Below are 19,510 nucleotides of genomic sequence, written 5' to 3'. Positions count from 1 at the left end.
TTTGAGAGTTTGCACGTTGGACATGCGACGCGGTGTATGCGCGCTTATCGCGAGCGGCGTCGCAGCAGAGCGGCAACTCCGAACATTGCGAACATGGCGGTTGTCGGTTCCGGGACCGGTACCGCAGTGAAGAGCCAGTCACGTGTCGCGTTGCCGTTCATAGCATCGTTGATTTCCATCCAGCCCCAGCCGGAAATGCCGTTGTATCCGCGATGCCCCAGGTCGTTGTTCTCATCTCCGAAACGGAAGGTGTAGCCGAACATTCCGAGCCCCTTGTCGACGAGATGGAACGTTTGCCCGCCGGCGGATACGGGAGCAGAGACGGTGCCTTTGTTGAGAAAATCCTGCGCCGGCGATGCCCACAGATCATCATCACCCGGAACCTGCCCGACACCAAACGCGTAGAGAAAGTCAAATTGGTATACGCCGCGGTAAATGTCGTTTGCGTAGGATGAACCGGTGTCGCGTCCGCCCCAGCTCTGGCCGAAGATTCGGATGGTCGCGGCGGTCGAGTCGTAGATCAGCTTCATATCAGACTGTGCATGATTGAAATCAAAGGTGAAGATGTCGGTGCCGGAAGTGGCGTTGAAGAGTTCGTCGAGGCGGGCGCCGTATTGGGGCATCTGCACCTGTCCGTCGGGGTGATTGCGCAGTTGAAACAGGAATTCGGCTGCGTTGGCCTGCGAAGCCAGTGCAACAGTGGTGACACATGCGATGCCCGCGAAGGCGCGGCGAAAACCAGTATGCATAGAGTATACTCCCCCTATCAGATTTCGATGGAGTTCTGGCCCGTTCGCGTGACCCTCACGCGATGTTGTACGAGGCGCGTTTCTCCACAAACGCTTTTCGTATTATTCTCCCGAGGTGGCACGCGATTCAATCGATGCCGCTGAAATGTTTGCGCCCGTTATGGGGCGGCATATTCCGGTTCCGAGCCGGGGTTTTATCGCTCTGTGCGATGGCTCACAACGAGAGGTTTCCAGACGCGCCAGATCGACAACGCTGCGTCAAAACCGTTGGCATGATCGACTCGGAATAATCAGGCGTATTTTGCCTTGAGCTTTTCTCTCCACTTGGAGGGATGTCGTTCATACTCGGACTCTTTCGGCTTCGTGCGTTTACGATCGGGCCGTGGCTGGTTCGGATTTCCGGCTTCAGGGGATCTGATCGGCTTGCGCGCACGATCGGCTTTTGAACCCGCGCCCTGTTCGACAGGAACTCCGGCTGGTATGTGCGCGGGTTGATCCACTTCAGTCGCGGCATCGTGATCGACGACGCGGTCGTCGTGGGCTCGCGCTGGCTTTCGCGTCGGCTTCGAATCGCGCGGGGCCGGGATAATTGGAACGGATTTTCGCACGCTGGCAGGTGTCAACGATGAGCCGGAGGAGTGCGTTCGCGGCGGTGTAGTCTGGCACCCCACAACGCCGAACAGCAGGAAACTCCAGACCAGTCCCCAGAAAAGGCGACGGCGCACCTCGAACGTTATCACGTCTTTTCCCCCTCAGACTGCTCGAATCCGTTCGATGGGTGGGCGACCTCGACGCTTGGTGCAGGGTCGCCATTTTGTCCGTATTCAGCCGGCTTCAGTTTCGCCAGCGTGCGGCTCCGACCTTTCGGCCACTGAAAATCCTATGCCGGAGCTCGATCATTCGTCGGATCGACCGGTTGTAACAGCCACATTAGCTGTGCGTTAGCGACCCATTGCTTATCAACCCACGGGGGCCGATTCACAGTCAGGGGTGCCGCGGCAGGCGGCCGGTTCGGGCGAAATGCGTGGTTTCGGGGGGCGGGGAATTGCAAATCGAATAGAATGTCCGATAATTAGAACATGCGGCTTGGATCATCCCCAGAACATGCCGGAATTCGGGCGCGTCGGAGCGCACAGATCACTTCCCTGACGGTTCTGGGGATCATGCCGCTTCTGGCGGCGTCGGCGATGTCTGCGCCCCCGATCGCGGGGGAAACTCCCTCTTCGGATCGAAGGCCGAGTTCGAAGAAAGAGTTGGAGATTGACCGGGTGACATCACCTCATGTGCTCCTTCATTTCCGTTTAAAGGAAGGAGCGAAGCCGCTGACGGGAATCGATCTGTACTTCACTACTGATGACGGGGAGACCTGGAAAAAGTCGAAGGCACCCAAGGGAGTCGATAGCCCCGTCGCTTGGGATGCACCGGCCGATGGCGCATACGGTTTCTACCTCCAGTTTCATACCGCTGAAGCGAGTTCATCGGCTCCGACGAAAGGGACCCGCCCGCAACGTTGTGTTCGGGTGGACACCACGGCTCCGGTTGTTCAATTACTCACCCTGAAGCCGGACAAACGTTTTGATTTGACGCGCGAAGTGGCGATTCGGTGGCGGGCCGAGGACGCGGATCTGGCGGATCGACCGGTATCCATTCGATTTCGAACTGAACGGACAAAGACGTTTCGTTTGATTGAGGACAGCTTGCCGGCGGAGGGCCTGTTGCGATGGAGCGTGCCGGAGGGAGACTTCGGACGCATCGAGTTGAAGCTGTCCGCCACGGATCGGGCCGGCAATCGAGGCGACCATGTGGACGACCGCCTGCGGGTTAGCGACGCCGCCGCCGAACTGGCAATGCGGTCGACTGCCGAATCGCAGGATGAGATGGCAGCGTCGTCCGTGAATTCGGCGGCATCCGCTGAGCGTCGCGGAACGGAATCCGGCGATGCAACCGGCGAAACGCCGACATTTTCACCGATGTCCGATCCGGATTCAGGCGAACGTCTGGACGATTCCGGCGCTGCAAGAGAAGCCAAACGCCAGTATGATCTCGCGACCTGGCATCGACTTCGCGGCGAAACAGCGGTGGCGGTGGTGAAGTACCGAGAGGCGCTCCGATTGCGCCCTGACCTTGCCGCGGCTCGCAACGACCTGGCGGCAGTGTTGTACCTTCGGGGGGAATTGGACGATGCCGAGGCGGAGTACGGCACGATACTTCAGGCCGATCCCGGGCATCGCTCCGCAATGAAAGGCCTGGCGTTGGTTCAAGCTCGAAAGCGGAATTATCGCTCGGCGCACACGACACTTGAAAAGTTGCTACTGCTGGACCCGGCGGATGCTGAAGCATGGATGAACTTCGGTGATGTTTCGTTGTTCATGGGCGATCGATCCGCCGCACGGGATGCCTGGAAGAAGGCCATGGACTCAGCCGGTGCCTCGAAGGAATTGAAGGCGCGCGTTGCCAAGCGACTGGAGATATACAAGGTCGATGGATTTACGCTGAGCAGCGAGGCCGAATAGCGGCGGGGAGTACTGACTGCTTGAAGAGAAAAGAGTCGCAATCCTATGATCGGCCGCCGCCTGTCCATGTCGTGTTCGGGAAGGACGAGTTTCTTCGCTCTCGCCGGCTTAAGCGCCTCATGAAGGAATTACTGGGCGAACATGACGAGTCGATGAGCGTCGGTTTGTTTGATGGGTCGTCCGCGCAGCTGGTGGATATTCTCGATGACCTGCGCACTCCATCGATGTTTTCGCCGATTCGGGTTGTATGTGTGCGCGATGCGGACGACCTTTTCGTGAAGGATGGTGATGATTCCGCATCCCCATCGCCCAAGTCAACTGCCGCGAAAAGCGCGCGCGGCCGGTCGGCTGTGCCGCGGGCGATGTCTGCGCGCGAGTTACTTGAGAAGTATCTCGAAAACCCATGCGATACCGGCATACTTGTTTTTGAATGCAAGAGCTGGCCGAAGACGACTCGATTGTACAAGGTGGTTGACAGGATCGGGCGAAATATCGACTGCGATCCGCCGAAGGGCGAACAGTTTGTTTCGTGGGTTCGTCAGCACGCTCGTGATGAGTTCGGTTGCGTGTTCGCCGGTGAAGCGGCTTCTCTCCTGGTCGAGCTTGTCGGGGAGACGCCGGGCCTGCTCCACATGGAGATATCGAAGCTGGCGGACTATGCACATCCGAGGAAGGAAATTCGCGCGTCGGATATCGAACTGCTCGTCGGCGAGGCACGAACGGAAATTGTGTTCAAGCTGATGGACGCACTCACAATAGGCGATGCGGCCGGCACGCTGAAGATGTGGCATCAGGTCCTTGCGGGCGGCAAGGGTGCGGAATTCATGGCACTGGGCGGATTGCGTTTCGCGTTCGAGCGGCTCTATAACGCAAAACGGATGCATTCGCGCGGCGCTTCAGCAAGGGACATTAAGTCGGCGTTGAGAATCTGGGATCCGGCGGACATGCTTCCCCGGCAGCTTTCGCGGTTCACGCTTCCGCAATCGCGAAGTATGCTGACCGGGCTGCTCCGGATTGACCTGAACTCAAAGAGCGGGCTCGGAACGGTTCAGAGTTCGGTGGAAAAGTTGATCGTGGAACTGTGCGCGGCGTCTTAAGTACATCGACCGTGCGGCCTGTAGCAGTAAGGGATTGCCTAGCATGCGAAAGTTGAGTTTGTTGAATGCCGGATCGGCCGGCGCAGCGTTGATTCTGTTGATTCTGGCCGGCTGTTCCGACGCTCAGAAGCAGCGTTGGAATGAATTCTGGGGTGTGGACAGCGGCCCGAAGCGTACCGTGAGACCCAGCTCCGGCAGTGCGCAGGTCAGATCCGATTCAGCCGCTCCGGACAAAAGCGATTCGGCGACGGCGCAGTCCGGTCCGTCGACAGCCGGCGAAGATCCATTGCCGAAGGCGGACAACGCCGAGCGGAATGACGTAGACGAAGACGTATCGGCCTACGCCGCCAACATGAATCGCACAAGAGCGGCAAATTATCAGCCAAACGATCTGAGCACGAAGCTGCAACGTCAACAAGATCCCGATCGGCAGAAGCGAATTCACGAAGCGGCGTCGAATGACAAAGCGGACGACTCGCAATCGGCGCAGCCGGCCGATGGAGATGCGATGGACCGTTACGAACGGAACACCGGCGTCAGCGTCCAGTCGGAAGAGCCGGTCTCGCGCCCGGGCCACCGTGCTCCGCCGGATTCGTCAAAAGGCCCGGAATCCACCGGGAGCTCAGTGATTCACAAAACCGGCGCGCGGGGTCCCAAGACCGCCGATGGTTCACAAAAGGTCATCGATTCTAAGAGTAGTGCCGAACAGTCGGCACCCACCGCTTCGAACGGGTCGCGAACGACCGCGAACGGCGAAGCAGGCGCATCGGGTGATTCGCATCACTCGACCGGAACCGGCGCTAATTCCGGCCTGCCGGAATTGGAGGATATCTCAGTGACGTCTGCACCTCCGGCGTCGGCAGCGCCAGCTGAAATCAGCGAGACGGCAGAACCGTCGGTTCGGGCGAATCAGCCGATCAATGCCACCGACAGTGATGATTCGTTTAACAACCGAATTGCGGCTCAGGAACGGCTTGTGGCGGCTGACCCGAACAACCTCGAGCAGCAGTATCGACTTCGCATGATGTACCTGATCGACGGGCAGGATGAAAAAGCGCGGGCCGAGATACCCGGCGTCGATGCGGATATTCAGCAGATCATCACTGCCCAGATTGATTCACTGATTTCGGCGCGGTCGGTCTCGGGGCGCGATCCAGCGACGTGGGCAACCCGTCAACTCGATTCAATCGAGGAGCTTAGACGGCTTGTCCGTGAACGAGCGGATCTCGTGGTATCAAAAATCGTGCTATGTTCCGAGGTCGCGAGCTTCGGTCGCTACACACCGATCGAACCGGCGGAGTTCAAGGTCGGAAGGCGAAATCGTACCGTAATCTATATCGAGATCGACAACTTCAGTTGTCGTCCGACGAATTCGGGAATGTACAGGACATTGCTCTCGGCACGGCAGGCGCTCCTGACGAGGGACGGCAAGGAAGTCTGGGTACAGACCACGGACAACATCGAGGAACTTGCTCGTCGGCCGCGCCGAGATTTCTACCTCTGCACGAAGGTCATCACGATACCGAGCGAATTACCCCCGGGTGAGTATGTGGTCAAGGTCGAGGTTGAGGACATCCTGGCTGGGAAGATGAACAGCGCGACGACCACCTTCAAGATCGTGCCGTAATGCGGGGGCTCGATTCAGTCGGTTCGACATCCTGGCATAATCGGCATCTCGGCGCGTTTCAGCGGTTGCGATCGTTACTGGCGGCCGACGGCGCGGTGAATCCGACAATCCTGATCGTCGGTCCGGGCGGAGTAACCCGGCTCTTCGCGCCGCTACTCAACGACTCTTCCCGCGCGCTGTCCAGATCGCGAAAGATCATCGGTGACCTGGCTCGATACGCCGATCAACTGTTTCGGCGGTTTCCGTTTGCCCCGCTCGAATCCCTTGAACCAGTCGAACTCTCACGGACGATCGCCATGCCGCATCGGTTGGTGGTGATCGACCGATCGCGGCGTGTCCTGGCGGCCGTTGCGCGCGACCTGCCCGAATCAGTCACGCATTGTGTGGACATCTCGACGACCCCGATTCCCGGGATGGCGGACGTAGTCGTTGCGTTCAACGTGGTTTGCCGGCTCGACCCGGCTTGTCAGGCGGATGGGATGCGCCGTGTCGCGGAAGCCGTCCGTCCGGGCGGTCTGCTGATGGTCGACGATCGAACGGCCGAAGCGCTGCTGTCGGTCCACGCCGATTTCCACGCACTCGGCGACAAGTTGCACCGCCGGCTCAGTTCGTCGTCGTGCACATCCGCCAATGACTGAGCCAGACAACGAGGAACCAGAATCCGCCGACGAGATATCCGCCAAGCGCGAACCACTGCTGATTGGGAAAGCCATCGCCGTCTCTCAACTGCTCGAGCAGCGCCTCGAACGCCAGTCCTGCGGATGCGGCGTAGAAGACGAGGAAGACAATCAGAAAGCTCGCGAAGAAGCTCTTGTCCACTTCTCGCATCTTTGCGTTGGCTTCAAGCCACGTCTCCCAGGTGGGGTGGCCTTGCAATGTCGGCTCGACATGGTCTTTCAGATATTTACCGGCACGGACGATGCTGTTCTGCTCCATGATGAACGCAATCATCAGCACGAGCATGATGAATGGCAGGCTCGCACTGGCAAAGGTGCTTGCATAGGCTTTGGCGGCAAATGCGACGAAAGGCACGAAGAGTGTTCCGATCACCAGAATAAAAAAGACGCGGGCCTTGGACGAACGAATCTCGTCGCGTAGTGTAAGGTATTGCTGCTTCATGAACTCTTCGGCTGACATGGCGCGGTCTCCTTGCCTGATTGAGCCGCTCAACCGAGCCGCGCTGCGTGACCGCCGTCGGTCGAACAGGACGCCGTGCGGAGAGCCGCTCGTATAATGTGAGGTGCCGATGCACGAATCTGAAGTGAGATGCAATCGGCAGCGTCACAATTTGTCACTTCCGACGCCATTGTGACGCGCGAGGGCGCGTCGCCGCAATGGCAGGTCGGGGCACCCATGAATTCCGGCGGTCAGCGCCCGGGCACCTTGAAATCACGCCGGGAAGCGATAGGTGCGAGGTTACTGCCGCACCGTCACGGTCACGCCGGCGCTGGGTCGGGCAATTCGGACGTACACGGTGCGCGTTGCATCATCATGCCACCAGCCAAACTCACCCGTCCCGGCCTGACCGGCCTTTTTCAGATGCTTGAGCGGGCCTTCGCTGGTCTCGACATTGGCGGGAATTCGTCGCCGGCCACAAAACGCCAGCAGGTATGTTGCCGGCAGAAAAGACGCGTTGCCTTCGCGCGACTCGAACGCGAACACGGCGTCGCTGTTACGTGCCGCGCCGATCGTGGAATCCTCGCCTGCCGCAGTCGCCGCAATCGTGTAGGTTTCCCGGACGAATTCGCCGCCGCGATAGTTGTACGAAATTCCGTCGTCGTTATAGAACAATCCGCGACCGTTGCCGGGAAAGATGGCGAGGATCAGTTCGTTGAGTGACTTTTCTCCGGTGTACTGCACGGCATCACGCATCGCAACGATGGCCCCGGAACGGGCGAACATCGGTATCGTGTCCATCCGGACGCGGGTTGCAATTTCCGCGCCGCCTTCGAAGTGTTTTCCGGATTCGAAGTCGTACCATTCACCTGGAGGCAATCGCAGTTTGCGCGACTTCGTGCCTTCTTCGACGACCGGCGCGACAAGCATCTGGTCGCCCCACATGAATTCATGCTCTACACGATGCACTTTCTCCATCTCCGGAAACTCGAGTGCAAGTGCTCGCATGACCGGTAGCCCGGAGCGTTCTGCTTCGTTCGCTTGGGTGTAAAGATAAGGCAGGAGTCGATAGCGCAACTCAATGGCTGAGCGATTGACTTTGAGCCATTTTTTGCCGAAAGCGGTGGGATCCTGCTCCGGGGCGTCTTTTGTAAGGCCACCGCAGGTGTGCGTACGGCACAGAGGATAGAAGATGCCCAGTTGCAGCCATCGTGCGTAAAGCTCCGGGGATGGGTAACCGCGAAATCCGCCGATATCCGCGCCCGCAAAGACGATTCCGGATAATCCCATGTTCAACAACATGGGAATGCTCATGCGCAGATGTTCCCAGCTCGAGAGATTGTCGCCGGTCCAAACTGCGGCGTATCGCTGCACACCAGAATAGCCGGCCCGCGTCAGGACAAAGGGTCTTTCGTTCTCCCTGAGCCGCGCGAATCCTTCGGATGAGGCTCGGGCCATCTGCATTCCGTAAATGTTGTGGCATTCACGGTGGTCGGTGGGGCACCCGTCATTGTCGTGGCGCATTGTGAGCGGCACGGTGCCGTGTGAGAATGTGAAATCCGCCGGCTCATTCATATCGTTCCAGAACCCTGTGACGCCGTCGCTGATCAGACCCCGATAGAGATCACCCCACCATTTTCGGGTGGCCGCGCGAGTGAAGTCGGGATAGACGCTCTCCCCGGGCCAGACTTTGCCGACATAGGGCCGGCCGGTGCCGTCGTTACAGAAATGGTGTCCGGCGATGCCGGAATCGTAGATGCCGTAGCCCTGTTCCTTCTTGATCCCCGGATCGATGATGACGACGGTCTTGAATCCGTCGTCCGCCAGTTCTCGGAGCAGCTTCGATGGATTCGGGAATGTTTCGCGGTTCCATGTGAAGCAACGGAAGCCATCCATGTAGTCAATGTCGAGATAAATTGTGTCGCATGGAACGCGGTGCTTTCGCAGTCGCTTTGCCATTCCGCGAACGCGCCTGGCGGATTCGTAGCTCCAGCGGCACTGCTGATAGCCGAGCGCCCAAAGGGGTGGGAGCGACTGGGTGCCGACGAGCGCGCCGTATCGCCGAACGACGTCCTTCACGGTGGGGCCGGGAATGAAGTAATAGTTCAACTCACCGCCGTCGGCTCCGAATGAATACCGGGAAGTGGACGTCTTGCCGAGGTCAAAGGTCGCTCGGAACGTATTGTCAAAAAAAATGCCATGCGCGCGCCCGGCGTTCAGCACGATGACGAACGGATGGGATTGATAGAGCGGATCGGTCCACGGATCGTGTTCGGCTGCGTCGTGGTTCCAGTCGACGAGCACTTGTCCGCGCTTGTCCAGCGGGCTGCCTCGCTCGCCAAGGCCGAAGAAATGATCGTCGTCATTCAGACGCATGGAGCAACGGACTTCATCTCCGTCCCATGCGATGCCCTTGCCGGGATCGTGCCCCGCGATCAGCTTTCCGTCGAGTGTGTGAAAGGCGACGCGGCAGGGATTTTTCTGGATGACCACTCGCAGCGTGCTCGTAATCAGCGTGATTTGATTTGTCTCATCATCGATCTTCCATGCGGGGGCGGGTGTGTCGTCGGCGATCACCGCCCAGGAATGGTCGCGACCGAAGATGCCCGTCTGGGCAAGCCTGAGCCGAACAATCCCTTGACGTTCAAAGCTGATTCGAAGCTTGGCCTCGCCGCAGTCGATCGTGAACGAATTGGATTTCTGAGAGTAGCCGGTAACGGGACCAATGGATCGCCAGCCGCTGAATTCTGGAATTTCGGAGCCAAGCAGGTCGGAATTGGGGATAGTGCTCATGCAGCGGTGGTCTTTCCCGGCCGTTCGAGCGGCGTCTGTGAGAATGGTTTCGACTGCTGCGGAACCTCCGAAGCAGGCTTAGTAAAACAATTTACTTCATTCAAGAGTGCTGGTCAATCAAATTGGATGGGATTCCATCCCGGACCGCGAATGGGCGCTGGTTATTGGGCGCTCCTCCTCGGTAGTAATCGTGGATAGAGTGGTTGCGCGACGCCGCCAAGTCGATTCTCGGGCTGCGGCTACTGCGAAGCGAAAGGCTTCAGGGCGTCTCTCAGGACCGTCGGAACTGCTGTGGGAACGAGGCGGCCTGCTTCAAGGAGCATGCAGCCGATTTGCTGGTCGCCGCGAGCAACAAGCGTTTCACCGCCCGCATGGTCGCGTCGCCAGTATTCAAAGAGCATTGTGACGCGGTTCTGCACGATCTCGCCAAGTCGCATCCGGACGATGACCACGTCAAATGGCGCCAACTCGTGAAAATATTCGCATGAGCACCGAATCGTAACCATGCGCAGGTTGCGTTGCAGTTCATCGAGGATGGCGGGGGCGTGGTCTCGGAGAAACATTTCACGGCAGCGGCCCTGCCATGAAAGGTGGTTCACAAAATAGACGTTCCCAATGAAGTTGGTTTCGGCGAATCCGACAGTGTGGGTGTATTCGTAGGCTCTCACGGAACATCTCCGGCTCGTGCGTGAGTCGGACATGCAGCGGCGCTGGGTGATGCCGTCGACAGGATTGCGAGGGCCATCGGGCGCGCGTCGTCGCGCAGCGAAGCGACGAAGGTGGCCGCGAGTGAATCGCCGCAGCGAAGTACGATCCAGCCGTCAGGCGCTCGGGCTTCCAGCACAAATTGTGAACCCGCGGGCAGGCCGGCCTTTATTGCGGATTCGTGGGCGGCCCAGATTCTCGATGCTGAGGAATTCACGTCTTCTCCGCTCTCGCCGGCGACGACACGAGCGAGTGCCAATCCATCGACGCCCAGCAGGTCTTTCCAATCTGCTGCATTTCGCTGCTGGATCGGTTCGATATCGCATCCGACCGGCGCGTCGGCGGCGACGGCAAGCGTCACGGGTCCGGCATGCGATGCGGAGACGTGTCGTCCGTTGACGGACTCGGGTTTGCCGTCGGGGCGGCGACGTATCGGCTCAGTCGAAAGTGCGGCAAGGCCAATGGCGTGATCACTTCGAGTGGTCCGCTCTGAACAGGGCGAATGCTCGATGATGACCGAGATAAGGACACCCCCGAGCATTTCGGCCGATCGGCGCTCGACATAGTTGCCGAGCAGCGAAGGATTCCAGCCGGCGGTACGGCGAATTGCTTCGACGACGACGAGTCGCAGGCCGATCCACGATTCGATGACCCGGCCCTCGTCGTCGAGCATCTGCATGTCATAGGTAAAAGTGTCGCCGTTGCGACATCGCTCGATAGCGCGGATGAATCGTGCCGGTGTCAAGACCGGGGCGTGGCGCTGGATGGCATCCACGCCGACAGGCAACAGTCGCGCGTGAGGAATGCACGATTGAATCGCATGAATCGCGGCATCCCGCGCGGCCGGATCTCCGAGCAACATGCGATCTGGCAGATAGGTCGCGAACCAACCATCAGATGCGGCGGGCGAAATCTCCGCGAGGCATTGTCGAGCCATCAGACTGCGATATCCCATGACGCGGCGGAACCGACCTTCGTGAAAGAGCATGTCGCCGTAGATTTCGGCATCGCGATCGAGCGGGATATGGCCTACGCCATTATTGCCCACAAAGACGCCAAGCGGAGCGGGGGCGGCGGACATTGCGCCGAATCGGAACGTGGCGCGGAAATGATCAATCTGGAAGTCGTTCTCGCTGCTTCGGAGGATCACATCGACGGTACCGGCCTCGGCATCCCTTACTAGCGCGGCGAGCCGCACTGTGACGCTATGACCGACCGGCACCACGACCGGTCGCAGCAACGCGACCGATTCGATGTGTGACGGTGTCTCGGATCCGGCCAGTGAGGCCGCCACCTGGGCCATGGCTTCCAGGCCGAGGACCGCCGGGAAGAGCGGATCCCCGTGAAGTGCGTGTTCGAGCACATAGGGGTCCGTTGTGTCCGACACCGTCGCATCGACGATCAATTCGATTCCGGGAACATCGATCACAGGTCGTTCGACGAATCGAAGCAACGGAAGCGGATCGTGTCGCGTTCCGAGCGTCGGCGGCGAGCCAAATCGACCGGCGACAATCACGCGATCGTTCGGTCCGGCTGAGCGAATCAGAGATTCGAGACAGGACAGAGCGTCATCCGTTGGGATCGGCGTGACACCTTGCTGCGAAAGTGATTCGATCTTGCCAAGGCGATGACCCATGCCAACGCTCTGCCAGACGGACCAATCGATCGTCAGGCAACGGCAGTTCGGATGCGCCGAAGCCACACGCGACGTCGCCAGCGCGAGCCAGTCATTCGCGACGGCGTAATCGGCCTGGCCGGGCATGCCCGCATCGCCGATGATCGATCCGAAGGACACAAGCAACCGGAGTTGGCGTGAATCCACGGCCTTCAAAATATTGTGGAGGCCGGTCAGCTTGGGCCGGATCGTTCGCTCGAAATCGACGATTTCAAGCGCGGTGAGGAGCTTGGGTTCATTTACGCCGGCGGCATGCAGTACCGCAGTAACCGCTCCGAGCGACCCTTCGATTGCCCTGATCGCTCGTGCCACGGACACGGCATCACAGACATCAGCCTGATAATAGGCGTACTGGGCCTTTGATGCATGGAGCCGGTCGAGGGTGCTCTTGAGTTCGGCGTCGCTTGCCGGGTCGGAGCGGCCGAGCAGGGCGATTTTTGCTCCGGATCTGCGTGCGAGGAATACCGCGCATTCCGAAGCGATTCCTTTACCCCCGCCGGTGATCAGCAGGACATCGTTCGAAGAGATTGGCAGGCCGGTACTATCGTCCTCGGCCGGAGAACTGGATGGCAGGCTCAGCGGCTGGAGTTCCGGAACGCGGCGTATGCCGTCATTGTCGTAGGATGCTTCAACAAATCCGGTCACGGCTGAGGCTTCGGCGGCAACCCACTCGATTGCACGTGGGTGGTCGAATGGCACATCGATGACCGCGACATCGATGGATGGATGCTCAAGGTGAAGTGTCTTGGCGAGTGCCGCGCCGCCGCCACCCTGCTGGACGACGACGAATCGCGCGCCCGGGTCCGCGATGGCTGCGCGAGCCGCCTCATGCATTAGTGGGATAAATCGTTCATTTGGATGAACCGGCAGACACAGCACGACGCCTCCGCCGGCAGCCGTTCGGGCGAGAATGTTCTCAATCGCGGCCTTAAGCGGGTGATCCTTCTCAGTAATAACGCGCCAGCCTGTCGAGACTTCCGGGCCGCGCCGCGCCGGTGCAAGCGGCGCGAGGCGCAGTCGTACCGTCATCGGGCGAATCCAGGGAGCGACGCCGGTTGCCGTGCGCGGTGGTCGCGTCACGGGAGCCTGTCGCGGGGCATCCGCGGCCCAGGACTCCAGCGCCGCACCCAGTTCGGCGACCGTCGCGTTGGCAAATGCCGTCGGCGAGACGGGATTAGGCAGGCCCATCAGGCGCGCGGCGTCGGCGACAAGTTGCCCAACGCTGATCGAGTTAAGGTGCAAGTCATTAAGCAACCGGTGATTCTCGGAAACGGCCTCGGCAGGCAGCTCGGAGCGCTCCGCGACGAGGCGGCGGACGAGTTCGAGTGGACTGACTTGCGAAGCGAAATCGTTCGCATGCGAATCCCCTGTCACGAGCCGATGCTCTGTTCGTTCGGCGATTAGTCGGGCCGAAAGTTCCAGCCACGATGCGTCACCGCCATCTGGAATCGGCGCGAGTTCGCATGGATTTACAAAGAAGCCCGGCTTCGCGCCGAGGTCGATTGGTCGAGTGAGGCGGTCGGCAAACAAGTGTTCGAACTGGACAGTCGCGCCTAAGACGTACGCCGCTGCAACTGCATTGAGAAACTGCGTGAGCGATTCTCCTCCGGCGTCTGTGCAAACGGCGGGGACGCTGAGGATATCGCGGACCAGACCGGCGAGAACATTGCCCGGACCGACTTCGATCAGGAGATCGCATTTCGACAGGCCCCGGCTCGCCGCGTCGATAAAACGAACGGGGTTCGTCAACTGTCGACAGAGCAGATCGCGGATGTCGATTGCGCTTGGCAGCGAATCCCCCGTGATGGTCGAATAGACTCCGGGCTCTGGGGGCGACAGGTTCATCGTATCCAGATGCTGGCGCAGTGCCGGAGCAGCAGCCGCCACGAGTGGCGAGTGAAACGCATGTGACACAGACAGTCGCGTCGCGCCGATGCCGTGTCCGGACGCAATTTCAATTAGGCCATCGACGACCATCGCCGGGCCGGAAACGACGGTCTGCCTGGGCGAATTCAGTCCCGCGATAACGAGTTCAGCGGCGGCATTCGGCCACCTTTCTTCGGCTTCGCGTATCAAGTTGCGGACAGTGTCTTCGGCGGCGCGAAGGCCGGCCATCGCCCCGGTGGGACTGCCGAGTTCTCCCATTGCTCTGCCGCGTGCCCTTGCAAGATCGAGCAGTGCCGCTTCGTCAAACGCGCCGGCCCAATGTAGCGCAGCCAGTTCGCCGAGCGAATGACCGACAGCCGCTTCGGCACAAATTCCAAGGGATTTGAGTGTGCGCAGGGCGGCCAGCGAGGCTGCAATGATAGCCGGTTGAGCGACGACGGTTGCCACACCGTCGACGTCGGTCGCGAGGGCGGCGCGGCGGTAGAGATCGTCCACCTCGTCAAATCGGGCTCGAATCGCGCCGCCGTTGACGTGCGAGGGTGAGCCTTGACCCGGGAAAAGGAAGCCGATTCGAGGCTGGGCGCGGCGTCGTGCGAGGTGGACGCCGCGTGCCCGGAGCGACTCAAAATCCGCCGGTTGAAGTGTGTCGATCTTTTGGACACCCTCGATGAGTAAGCCAAGTCGGTCGGCCAGTTCCGTGGGTGTGGACGCGACAACAGCCGCGCGCATCATACCGTCGCCGGATTCGCGAGCGAGCTGGGCGGCGGCATCAACCATCTCAGCAAGGGACAGGCCGGCGCCCAGTGACGACAGACGCTCCAGTTTCAGGCCAAGTGCAACGGCGTCGGGCGCGTCGAACACGAAAAGCTCCGCGTCCTGAGATCGGAACTGAGCAGCCGGCCCGGGACGCGATGAGATCGTTCGCGGCGCATCCTGCAACGGCGAATCGATCACGACATGGGTGTTGATGCCGCCAAAGCCCATCGCGCTGACCGCGGCGCACACCGCAGTCTGTTCGGGCCAGGGCTCAGCCCGCGAGAGGACGCGAAGTGCGGCTGAAGCGGCAGTCAACTCGTCGTGCGGTCTTGTGCAACCGGTCGCCGGTGGTAGGGTGCGCGCATGAACCGCCATCGCGGCTTTGATCAGTCCTGCAATGCCGGCGGCGGCCTTGGTATGGCCGATGTTGGCCTTGATCGAACCGATCGCGGCTGGAAGAAGATTCATCGCAGCAGATGGAGCGGATTTCATTGACTCGCGGCGAAACTCGCTCAATACGCGCAGTTCAGTCGCATCGCCCACAGCGGTGCCGGTTCCGTGGCCTTCAAAGTAACCCACGCGATCGGCGCCGAAGCCCGCCCGGCGATAGGCTCTGGTGAGCGCGATTTTTTGCCCGGCGACCTCAGGACGCGTAATGCCGCCGCTGCCGTCCGAGGATACGCCCCAGCCACGAATGACGGCGTAGATCCGTTTGCCTTGCGCGACGGCGTCCTCTTCGCGCATGAGCACGACGAAGCCACAGCCTTCCCCCGGCCAGAAACCGGCGGAACGTGCGTCGTAAACGCGCATCTGCTCCGGCGCAAGTGCGCCAGTGCGGGCAAAACCGACGAGTTCGAAGGGATCAAGCGAAATATCCACACCGCCCGCGAGTGCCACGGAGACGTCGCCATCACGCAAGCTGGCGCACGCATTCGTCACGGCCAGGAGCGACGCCGCGCAGGCTCCGTCGACAGTGTACCCACCGCCTTTGAGATCAAAGTGATTGCAGATTCGTCCGGCAATCGTGTTGGACAGGCCGCCGGCGAGGGACTCTTCCCCCGGTTCGGGAAACGGCGCTTTGAACGACTGCTCGGATTGGGCAAGAAAATCGAGGCATTCCTCATTCGTCCATCCGCGTTTCAGTAGCTCGGCATGGAAGACTCGACGCACGTAGGGCCAGCGGAGCCGGAGGACGTTGGCCCGGGAAAATTCGCCCGTCAGCGTGTTGCCGAGGATGACGGCGGTCTCTTCTCTGGGCAGATTGACGCCGTCGGCGAATCCGGCGTCGGCGAGCGCCGAAGATGCGACATCCAGCGCAAGCCAGTGAGCCAGATCGGCGGATCGAAAGGTGCTGCCGACGACTTTGAAACGCAGTCGATCAAACTCGTAGTCACGAATGAGCGCTGCCTGCGTCGAATAGATTGCGTCAGAGATGGATCGATCGGCGCTGAAGTAATCCTCCAGGCGCAGGCGCGAGGGTGGAATGCGCCGGAACGCCCGGCGCTGCGCCAGCACATTCTCCCACAACTCTCCGGGCGAATTTGCATCCGGGTAGATGCATGACATGCCGACAATCGCAACGCCAGATCGCATCAATCTGTGCCTCCGGCGACTGCGACATTCGATAATTCGACGGACGGCGCATTCGAATGGGAAACCAGCGCGGTTGCAGGCGCCGGCGTGAAGCCGGCTGAACCTGCCGGGTTGGTGCCATTGGATGCCAGTTGTCCGGCAAGCCCTGGCTGCTGTTCCGATGCCAGCGACGCGAGCCAGAGATAGATTCCGCGGCTGAACGTCACGATCGACAGGGCGAAGAAGAACCCGAAAACAATGTGGAGCGACATGAGTACGCCATAGGTTGCCGCGACCGACAGCCCGAATGCGATCTGCGCCGGACGCGATGCGGGCGTCGTGGGCGGATCGGTCACCATGTAGAACGTGAAGAGCAGGAACGCGACACCGGTCATCGGGGCGAGTGAGGGCACAACGGCCGCACCAAGGATGAGATGCCGAATAACAGCCTGCAGCGCGAAACCGCCGAGCCATGCGACGATCAGCGGAAGGCGACGCGTGAATCGCCAATTGAGGAAGCTGCCTGAGCAGACAATGACGGCAGGAAGAATCCAGTCACCGTAATGGCCTAGATTCTCAGTGAACTGGTAGGGCTGTGCGATGCCCACCCAGGGGAAGGCGAGCAGCGTCACCGTGATGCCGAAATTTGATGGGTTCAGAAAGTGCCGCACCCGCTCCCCACAGCGCACCTGAAGAATTGCCTTTGATGCGATGGCGACAGCCGCCGCGAAAGAGATTGGCCAGAGGCGTTCGTTTGCGTAGAGCAACATCGAGACAGCCATGGCTGAGATATGTGCGGACAGAAAGAAATCGATGAATCCGGTCACCCCGCCTCCGAGAAATCTGAACGAGCGGTTGTTGGCCCGGGCATCGAGGACTTCAAGAATCAACTCGAGGGTATAGGCCGTGGCAACCGCGACAAACGGATGCGCCCACGCCGGCTCGAACCCAAGCAGGGTGTGACCCAGCAGATTAAGAATCGTGATGGCGGCGGCGAAGCGGCGCAGCCCGCCAAGACGATCAGCCTGATACCAACGGTCTTTTGCGATCATTTACCAGTTCCCACCTTACCGGCTGAATTCAGAAAGAGTGTATGCCGTCCGGATGTTACTTCGAATCGCTGCGTCGCCACCGATTCTCGCTCGCGCCATTTTACATCCACGATGAGCGGGGCGCCCTCCGGAATCGTGCCCAACCCGAAGTGAACTTCGTGGCCGCGCTTGCCGGAATGGCCCGAGCCACCATCGACCATCGCAACGCGCCGACTCCCATCGGGCAGGGTTAGCGTGACGCTCGCGCCGATGGCGGCCCGACCGAGCGGGGCGGTGCGTCTGGGGGCTTCGACGTCCGATCCACTTTGAATGCTGGCATCGATCGGGAATTGCACCCGAAGCGTCAGGGACCGATGGCCGGTGTCGGATACATTCCAAAATAGGAATGACGGTTCCCACTGATTGGCGATCGCGAAGTCGATTCGCCCGTCGCCGTCAACGTCAGCCGTTGCGATGCCGCGTGTCACGTATGGGGCACTCAGGCCGATGTCATTCGCAATATCGTAGAACCTGTCATCGGCAGCGCGTACGAAGAATGGATTGTGCTCATGTCCGCTGAGGTCGTCACCGGGTTGGTAATGCGCCCAGGCGGAAGGGACGTGCACCATGTAGTCGTTCGCCATGGCCAGCTCGTGGAGTTCGGGCCATCGGTTGATATTGCCTTTGAGAAAACCGGTGGCCTGAACAGCTTCCAGTTGGCCGTCATTATCGAAATCGACCAGGCGTGTATCCCATCCCCAGCCGCTACGTGAAAGCCCCAGAGATTCACTGTTATCGCGGTAGGGGGCGATCCCGGCCTTCATGAGGGAAGGCTCTCCAGTGCTTTGGAATAGAAAATGGCTCTCTTCAAGGGCGAATTCCTTTGCGATATTGCTAACATAAATATCGAGGATGCCGTCACCATTGACATCGCCGAATTCCACGGACATTCCCTTGTACGAATCGCGCCCTAGGACCTTTGAATTGGGCGTGGTGAAGTGCTTGACGCCTCTAAGCAGCGCGAATGCCGGTTGGCCGATTCTTGAGCGATTGTGCAGCAATCTGTCGGGCCCGAAGTCGTTCGCGAGATACAGCTCGGGCAGGCCGTCGCCATCGAGATCGGCCGCGCCGATGCCGAGCGTCCACCCGTGATTCACTTGATCCTCAAGTACACCATCGACGGCGGAAAAAGCGACGCCGGGCTCTAATCCGGCCGTCGCGGACTTCCAAAGGAATACATGGGTTTGGCCGCCGTTGAACGCCCTCGACATGGAGTCCTGCATATGCTGTGGGGCCGTGGAGTCTGCATTGAGGATATCCGCACCGTCGGGGAAGTAGTTGCCGACGATGAGATCGGCGTGGGTGTCGCCATCGATGTCTGCGAATGACGCGGCATTGGTAAACCAGCGCTCGACGCGCGCCGCGACCTCGACGGCGACGAATGAATCCGCCGAGGGCGCGGCTGCTGCGCCGGCTTTCCGGAGAAAAATGACGGGCGATCGGCCCCAGTAATAAACCAGGATATCAAGCAGGCCGTCTTCATTGGCATCGATCGGGACGCAGCCCATCGGCGCCATGGTGGCGGAGTCATACGGCAGCTCTCGCGGTTTGAGTTCAAACGCCGGGTAACGGCTACCCGTGCCCGGTGCGGGTGACACGATCACCTGATCCGTTCGGGGATCGACATGAAACAAGTCGTTGTCCAGGCCGTCGCCATCGAGATCGTTCAGGGCAACGGCGGCGCCGATCGACGAAATCCATGATGCAAAGCTGCTCAGATCACGATGAACAACGCGGGTCGATTTTACCTTCGGGCTGCCCGGCAGTTCCGGTAGCATCGTCCGTTCGAATCTGAATCGGCCCGCCAGTTCAGCGCGTTCCGCGTCGCTGATCGTCGGCAGGCGCGTGAGCCAATAGAGGAGCCCGACAATCGCCACGGCCGCAATGCGTTTCGAGTTATTTCTGATCTTCTGCTGCACGTCCCTATCC

The 19,510-nt window shown here is 60.1% G+C and carries 12 protein-coding genes; 4 read left to right on the top strand and 8 right to left on the bottom strand.

All coding sequences use genetic code 11. The annotated features are described in order from the left end of the window. Positions 1-44 precede the first annotated feature (44 nt). Both KF841_09510 and KF841_09505 read right to left on the bottom strand, forming a co-directional pair. Positions 45-749, bottom strand: coding sequence for a PEP-CTERM sorting domain-containing protein (locus KF841_09510; protein MBX3395591.1), 705 nt, complete (start codon positions 747-749; stop codon positions 45-47). A 290-nt stretch (positions 750-1,039) separates the two neighbouring features. Next, on the bottom strand, positions 1,040-1,489 hold the full coding sequence (locus KF841_09505; GenBank protein MBX3395590.1) for a hypothetical protein: 450 nt from the start codon (positions 1,487-1,489) through the stop codon (positions 1,040-1,042). Between the two features lie 528 nt (positions 1,490-2,017). Between KF841_09505 and KF841_09500 the strand changes: the two genes are divergently transcribed. Genes KF841_09500 through KF841_09485 form a run of 4 tightly spaced genes read left to right on the top strand, consistent with a single transcriptional unit; the run spans position 2,018 to position 6,624 of the window. Beyond that, the gene (locus KF841_09500) at positions 2,018-3,262 is read left to right on the top strand and encodes a tetratricopeptide repeat protein (GenBank protein MBX3395589.1); all 1,245 of its coding nucleotides are present in this window, start codon (positions 2,018-2,020) and stop codon (positions 3,260-3,262) included. Between the two features lie 20 nt (positions 3,263-3,282). After that, positions 3,283-4,359 carry a DNA polymerase III subunit delta gene (holA, locus tag KF841_09495; protein ID MBX3395588.1) on the top strand — a complete coding sequence of 359 codons (1,077 nt, stop codon included), beginning with the start codon at positions 3,283-3,285 and terminating at the stop codon, positions 4,357-4,359. A gap of 43 nt (positions 4,360-4,402) precedes the next feature. Then, positions 4,403-5,986: a hypothetical protein gene (locus KF841_09490; GenBank protein ID MBX3395587.1), complete on the top strand. Its 1,584-nt coding sequence runs from the start codon at positions 4,403-4,405 to the stop codon at positions 5,984-5,986. Further along, the gene (locus tag KF841_09485) at positions 5,986-6,624 is read left to right on the top strand and encodes a hypothetical protein (protein ID MBX3395586.1); all 639 of its coding nucleotides are present in this window, start codon (positions 5,986-5,988) and stop codon (positions 6,622-6,624) included. The genes KF841_09490 and KF841_09485 overlap by 1 nt, the downstream gene beginning before the upstream one ends. Here the strand turns inward: KF841_09485 and KF841_09480 are convergent. The 6 genes from KF841_09480 to KF841_09455 all read right to left on the bottom strand — a co-directional run bounded on the left by KF841_09480 (position 6,590) and on the right by KF841_09455 (position 19,500). After that, the gene (locus KF841_09480) at positions 6,590-7,123 is read right to left on the bottom strand and encodes a hypothetical protein (protein MBX3395585.1); all 534 of its coding nucleotides are present in this window, start codon (positions 7,121-7,123) and stop codon (positions 6,590-6,592) included. The genes KF841_09485 and KF841_09480 overlap by 35 nt on opposite strands. Positions 7,124-7,402: 279 nt before the next feature. Beyond that, positions 7,403-9,895, bottom strand: a complete 2,493-nt coding sequence (locus KF841_09475; GenBank protein MBX3395584.1) for a glycoside hydrolase family 31 protein — start codon at positions 9,893-9,895, stop codon at positions 7,403-7,405. A gap of 239 nt (positions 9,896-10,134) precedes the next feature. Continuing rightward, the gene (locus tag KF841_09470) at positions 10,135-10,596 is read right to left on the bottom strand and encodes an acyl-CoA thioesterase (GenBank protein MBX3395583.1); all 462 of its coding nucleotides are present in this window, start codon (positions 10,594-10,596) and stop codon (positions 10,135-10,137) included. Beyond that, positions 10,560-16,511, bottom strand: a complete 5,952-nt coding sequence (locus KF841_09465; GenBank protein MBX3395582.1) for an SDR family NAD(P)-dependent oxidoreductase — start codon at positions 16,509-16,511, stop codon at positions 10,560-10,562. The genes KF841_09470 and KF841_09465 overlap by 37 nt, the downstream gene beginning before the upstream one ends. After that, the gene (locus KF841_09460; protein MBX3395581.1) at positions 16,511-17,542 is read right to left on the bottom strand and encodes an RnfABCDGE type electron transport complex subunit D; all 1,032 of its coding nucleotides are present in this window, start codon (positions 17,540-17,542) and stop codon (positions 16,511-16,513) included. The genes KF841_09465 and KF841_09460 overlap by 1 nt, the downstream gene beginning before the upstream one ends. Continuing rightward, a complete protein-coding gene (locus KF841_09455) occupies positions 17,539-19,500 on the bottom strand; it encodes a CRTAC1 family protein (protein ID MBX3395580.1) in 1,962 nt (653 codons plus the stop codon). Before KF841_09455 ends, KF841_09460 begins: the two co-directional genes overlap by 4 nt. Positions 19,501-19,510: the final 10 nt, after the last annotated feature.

Source organism: Phycisphaerae bacterium (genome assembly GCA_019636475.1).
GTDB lineage: Bacteria > Planctomycetota > Phycisphaerae > UBA1845 > UTPLA1 > JADJRI01.
The sequence above is the reverse complement of the archived record's forward strand: the minus strand, read 5'-3'. Positions and strand labels throughout refer to the sequence as shown.